This is a genomic window from Phenylobacterium sp., from assembly GCF_044372605.1.
Lineage (GTDB): Bacteria > Pseudomonadota > Alphaproteobacteria > Caulobacterales > Caulobacteraceae > Phenylobacterium.
Map to the genome: position 1 here is coordinate 1 of NZ_JBILRO010000261.1, position 4,541 is coordinate 4,541.

Annotated in this window: 5 protein-coding genes; 3 read left to right on the forward strand and 2 right to left on the reverse strand. The window is 66.3% G+C overall.

Features of this window, described 5'->3' with window-relative positions:
• Position 1: 1 nt before the first annotated feature.
• Together rpmF and ACIQ42_RS16245 are read left to right on the forward strand one after the other, a co-directional pair.
• Positions 2-142 carry a 50S ribosomal protein L32 gene (gene rpmF / locus ACIQ42_RS16240; RefSeq protein ID WP_397423292.1) on the forward strand — a complete coding sequence of 47 codons (141 nt, stop codon included), beginning with the start codon at positions 2-4 and terminating at the stop codon, positions 140-142.
• A 98-nt stretch (positions 143-240) separates the two neighbouring features.
• The gene (locus ACIQ42_RS16245) at positions 241-1,692 is read left to right on the forward strand and encodes an alkaline phosphatase PhoX (RefSeq protein WP_397423288.1); all 1,452 of its coding nucleotides are present in this window, start codon (positions 241-243) and stop codon (positions 1,690-1,692) included.
• Between the two features lie 3 nt (positions 1,693-1,695).
• Here ACIQ42_RS16245 and ACIQ42_RS16250 read toward each other — a convergent pair whose 3' ends face one another.
• Positions 1,696-2,469 (reverse strand): enoyl-CoA hydratase, encoded by a 774-nt coding sequence (locus ACIQ42_RS16250; RefSeq protein ID WP_397423289.1) that lies wholly within the window; start codon positions 2,467-2,469, stop codon positions 1,696-1,698.
• Positions 2,470-2,583: 114 nt separating this feature from the next.
• Between ACIQ42_RS16250 and eno the strand changes: the two genes are divergently transcribed.
• Positions 2,584-3,864: a phosphopyruvate hydratase gene (gene eno, locus ACIQ42_RS16255; protein WP_397423290.1), complete on the forward strand. Its 1,281-nt coding sequence runs from the start codon at positions 2,584-2,586 to the stop codon at positions 3,862-3,864.
• An 89-nt stretch (positions 3,865-3,953) separates the two neighbouring features.
• Here the strand turns inward: eno and hemB are convergent.
• The coding region (gene hemB / locus ACIQ42_RS16260; RefSeq protein WP_397423291.1) for a porphobilinogen synthase at positions 3,954-4,541 on the reverse strand (588 nt) is incomplete at its 5' end.

Sequence of the window (4,541 nt, forward strand, 5' to 3'; positions counted from 1 at the left end):
CATGCGTCGCTCGCACCACGCGCTGGGCCCGAACTCCTTTCATGAGGACAAGGAAACCGGCGAACTGAAGCGTCCGCACCACGTCGATCTGAAGACCGGCATGTACAAGGGCCGCCAGGTTCTGACGCCGAAGGAAGACTAGGCGTCGCAGGATGCTTGTGTTTCAGGCGCCGGCCGCAGGGCCGGCGTTTTTGATTCCGGTCGTCATTGCGCTGACATTCTGGTGCGTTAGGAGGTGTCATGACCCTATCTCGCCGCCATCTCATTTCAGCCGCCGCCACCGGAGCCGCGTTCGCGGGCTTTTCGAGGCTGGCCGGTGCGCAACCCGCGTCGAGGCGCGTCAGTCCGGACGCTGACCCCTATCTGAATGAGGTCGCCGGCTATGGCCCACTGGCGATGGATCCGCAGGGCCTGTTCGATTTGCCGGAAGGCTTCTCCTACACGATCGTGTCGCGGGCCGGCGAAGTCATGAGCGACGGCCTGGTCACGCCTCGCAAGATGGACGGGATGGGTTGCTTTCCGCTGGATGCGGGCAGGGTGGTGCTGGTCCGGAACCACGAGCTCAAGACATCTGATGTGGAGCATGGTCCCTTCGGAAGCCGGCACGCACTGGCGACGAAACTGGACCGGTCACGGGTCTATGGCTTTGACAAGGACAATCAGGCGCTCAGCGGCGGCACGACCTCGCTGATCTACGACCTGCGCAAACGGCGCCTGGAGAGTTCACACCTCAGCCTGGCCGGTACGCTCGTCAACTGCAGCGGCGGCGCCACGCCCTGGAACAGTTGGCTGTCCTGCGAGGAGACGGTGGATCCGGTCACCCTGACGGCGGGCGGCCCCCGCGGGCTGAAATCTCACGGTTGGGTCTTTGAGGTTCCGAGCACCGCTCGCGGGCTTGCTGATCCGACGCCGATCCTGGGCATGGGCCGGTTCCGACACGAAGCGGTCTGCATCGATCCGCGCACCGGGATCGCCTATCTCACGGAGGATGAGGGCGCAGGCCTGTTCTACCGCTACCTGCCAGAGGATCGTCGGGTCCTGCAAAAGGGCGGGCGGCTGCAGGCGTTGGCCTTCCGCGATCGCCCGGAGGGGGGTGACAGCCGCAACTGGACAAGCCCGGAGATGGCGCCGGGCGCCTGGCGCGACGTGGTCTGGGTCGACATGGACGGGGTCGACAATCCCGACAACGCCCTGAAGGCCCGCGGCCATGCCAAGGGCGCGGTGCTGTTCGCCCGGGGCGAGGGCGTGTTCTTTGGCCAGAACGAACTCTACTTTACCTGCACAAATGGCGGCCCGAAGCGGCTTGGGCAGATCATGCGCTACCGACCCAGCCGCTTTGAAGGCGACGCGCGAGAGCGGGACGAGCCCGGAAAGCTGCAGCTTTTTGTAGAGTCCCTCGACAAGCGGGTCATGAACATGGCCGACAACATCGCCGTGGCCCCCTGGGGCGATCTGATTGTCTGCGAGGACAAGGCCAGCGCCGGCGGCGTGAACTACCTCCGCGCTGTGACCCCGGCGGGCAAGACCTACACCCTCGGCCGTCAGGCCCAGGCGGAGCCCGGCGATGTCGGCGCCAATACCGAACTGGCCGGGGCATGTTTCTCGCCGGACGGGACCACGCTGTTCGTCAACGTCTACTGGCCCGGCATGACGGTGGCGATCGTCGGACCCTGGGGCCGACGGCAGGCCTGAGGCCTATTGGTTGCGGCCCCGCGCCTGCACGGCGGCGCGTCGTTCAGCCACCATCTCCGGCGTGACCTGGCGATTGTGCACGACCGAGCGATCGTGTTCGAGCTGCAGGCCCTCGCCCATGGCGAGATCGTAGCCGTCATCGATCATGGCCTTGTAGGTCACCAGCATGTCGCCATCGATGTCGGCCATCTGGGCGGCGAGCTGCAGGGCGGCCGGCATCAGGTCGGCCGGTTCGACGATCCGATTGATCAGGCCCCACTCATAGGCCTTTGCGGCGTCCAGGAAGTTGCCTGTCAGCGAAAGCTCCTTGGCGCGATAGGGGCCGATGGCGCGGCTCAGCTTCTGCGACAGGCCCCAGCCGGGGGTGATGCCGACCCGGGCGTGGGTATCGGCGAAGCGGGCGTTGGTGGAGCAGATCAGCACATCGCAGGCCAGCGCCACCTCGAACCCGCCCGTGATGGCCACGCCGTTGATGGCGCCGATGATGGGCTTCGAGCACGACAGAACCGCCTGCGCGGGGTTTTCGTCGGCGCTGGTGGCGTTTGCCGCACCCATGCCCAGCGGATCGGTGGAGAGCTCCTTGAGATCAAGCCCTGCGGTGAAGGCGCGCTCGCCAGCGCCGGTCAGGATGATCACCCGGACCTCCGGGTCCTGATCGAGCCCGGTAATGGCCCGGCTCAACGCCCCCCGCAGCGCCTTGGAGAGCGCGTTCATGGCTTCGGGTCGGTTCAGGGTGACGACAGCGACGCCGTCCAGGGGCTTTTCGATCAACAGCATTCGGGTGTTCTCCAGACGCCTCGCATCAGCCGTTTCGGGCCTCTCAAGTCAAGCCGGCGTTGCCCGATTGGGCGAAGCTGGGTAAGCGTCCGCCCGTTCCTCCCGGAGTGCGCCATGACCGAGATCGTCGACATCACCGCCCGTGAAATCCTGGATAGCCGGGGCAACCCGACGGTGGAGGTGGACGTGGTTCTCGAGGACGGCTCGATGGGGCGCGCCGCCGTGCCCTCGGGCGCCTCGACCGGCGCCTATGAGGCTGTTGAGAAGCGGGACGGGGACAAGGCTCGCTATGGCGGCAAGGGTGTCCTGAAGGCCCTGGAGGCCGTCAACGGCGAGATCTTCGACGCCCTTTCCGGCAGTGACGCCGAGGACCAGCGCCGGATCGACCGGATCCTGATCGACCTGGACGGTACCCACAACAAGGCCCGCCTGGGCGCGAACGCGATCCTGGGCGTCAGCCTGGCGACCGCCAAGGCGGCGGCCAGCTCGGCGGCGCTGCCGCTCTACAAGTATGTGGGCGGTGTTTCGGCCCGTGTGTTGCCGGTGCCGATGATGAACATCATCAACGGCGGGGCGCATGCCGACAATCCGATCGACATCCAGGAGTTCATGATCCTGCCCACCGGCGCGGACACCTTCGCCGAGGCGCTGCGGATGGGCGCGGAGATCTTCCACGCCCTGAAGGCCCAGCTGAAAGCCGCCGGCCACAACACCAATGTCGGCGATGAGGGCGGGTTCGCCCCGAACATCGGTAGCGCCGAAGCGGCCCTGGCCTTCATCGTCAAGGCCGGCGAGAGCGCGGGCTTCAAGGTCGGCGCCGACTTCAACCTGGGGCTCGACGTCGCGGCCACAGAGTTCTTCAAGGGCGGCCAGTACGTCATGGAAGGCGAGGGCAAGAGCGTATCCCCGGCAGGGATGGTCGACTATCTGGCCGACCTGGCCGCCAAGTTCCCGATCGTGACCATCGAGGATGGCTGCTCCGAGGATGATTTCGAGGGCTGGAAGCTGCTCACCGACCGTCTGGGCGGCCAGATCCAGCTGGTGGGCGACGATCTCTTTGTGACAAACCCTGAGCGTCTGGGCATGGGCATTGGCAAGGGCCTGGCCAATTCGATCCTGGTGAAGGTCAACCAGATCGGCACGTTGTCCGAGACCCTGGATGCCGTCGATCTGGCCCACCGCAACAGCTACACTGCCGTGATGAGCCACCGCTCGGGCGAGACCGAGGATTCCACCATCGCCGACCTGGCCGTGGCCACCAACTGCGGACAGATCAAGACCGGCTCACTGGCGCGTTCGGACCGGACGGCGAAGTACAACCAACTGCTGCGCATTGAGGAAGAGCTGGGCGACCAGGCGGTCTATGCCGGCAAGGGCGCGCTTCGGCATCTGTAGAGGCCGCGTCCACGCCCTTCGACCGAGCGATCAGGAGCGACTTGCCCCGTCCAGCCCCGGCATCGTGAGCGATGTAGAAGGTTCGGCTGCTACGCCCCCAACAGCCTCGCCGCCCTCGGCGCGAAGTAGCTGATCACGCCCGCAGCACCCGCGCGCTTGAAGGCCCCCAGGCTCTCCAGGATCGCACGCTCCTCGTCCAGCCAGCCGTTCTGGGCCGCCGCCATCAGCATGGCGTACTCGCCGGAGACCTGGAACGCGAAGGTCGGCACATGGAACGCCTCGACTACCCGCTGGACGATGTCCAGATAGGGCATGCCGGGCTTCACCATAACCATGTCGGCGCCCTCGGCGATGTCGAGGGCCACCTCGCGCAGCGCCTCGTCGGAGTTGGCGGCGTCCATCTGGTAGGTCTTCTTGTCGCCCGGATTGTCGACCGAGCCGGTTCCCAGCTTCCCGGAGCCGATGGCCTCGCGGTAGGGACCATAGAAGGCCGACGCATATTTGGCGGCGTAGGACATGATCATCACGTCCTGCAGGCCCTCGGCCTCGAGCGCCTGGCGCAGGGCGCCGCAGCGGCCATCCATCATGTCGGACGGCGCCAGGATGTCGCAGCCGGCCTTCGCCTGCATGATCCCCTGGGCCACCAGGGTCTCGATGGTCTGGTCGTGGAGGATGCG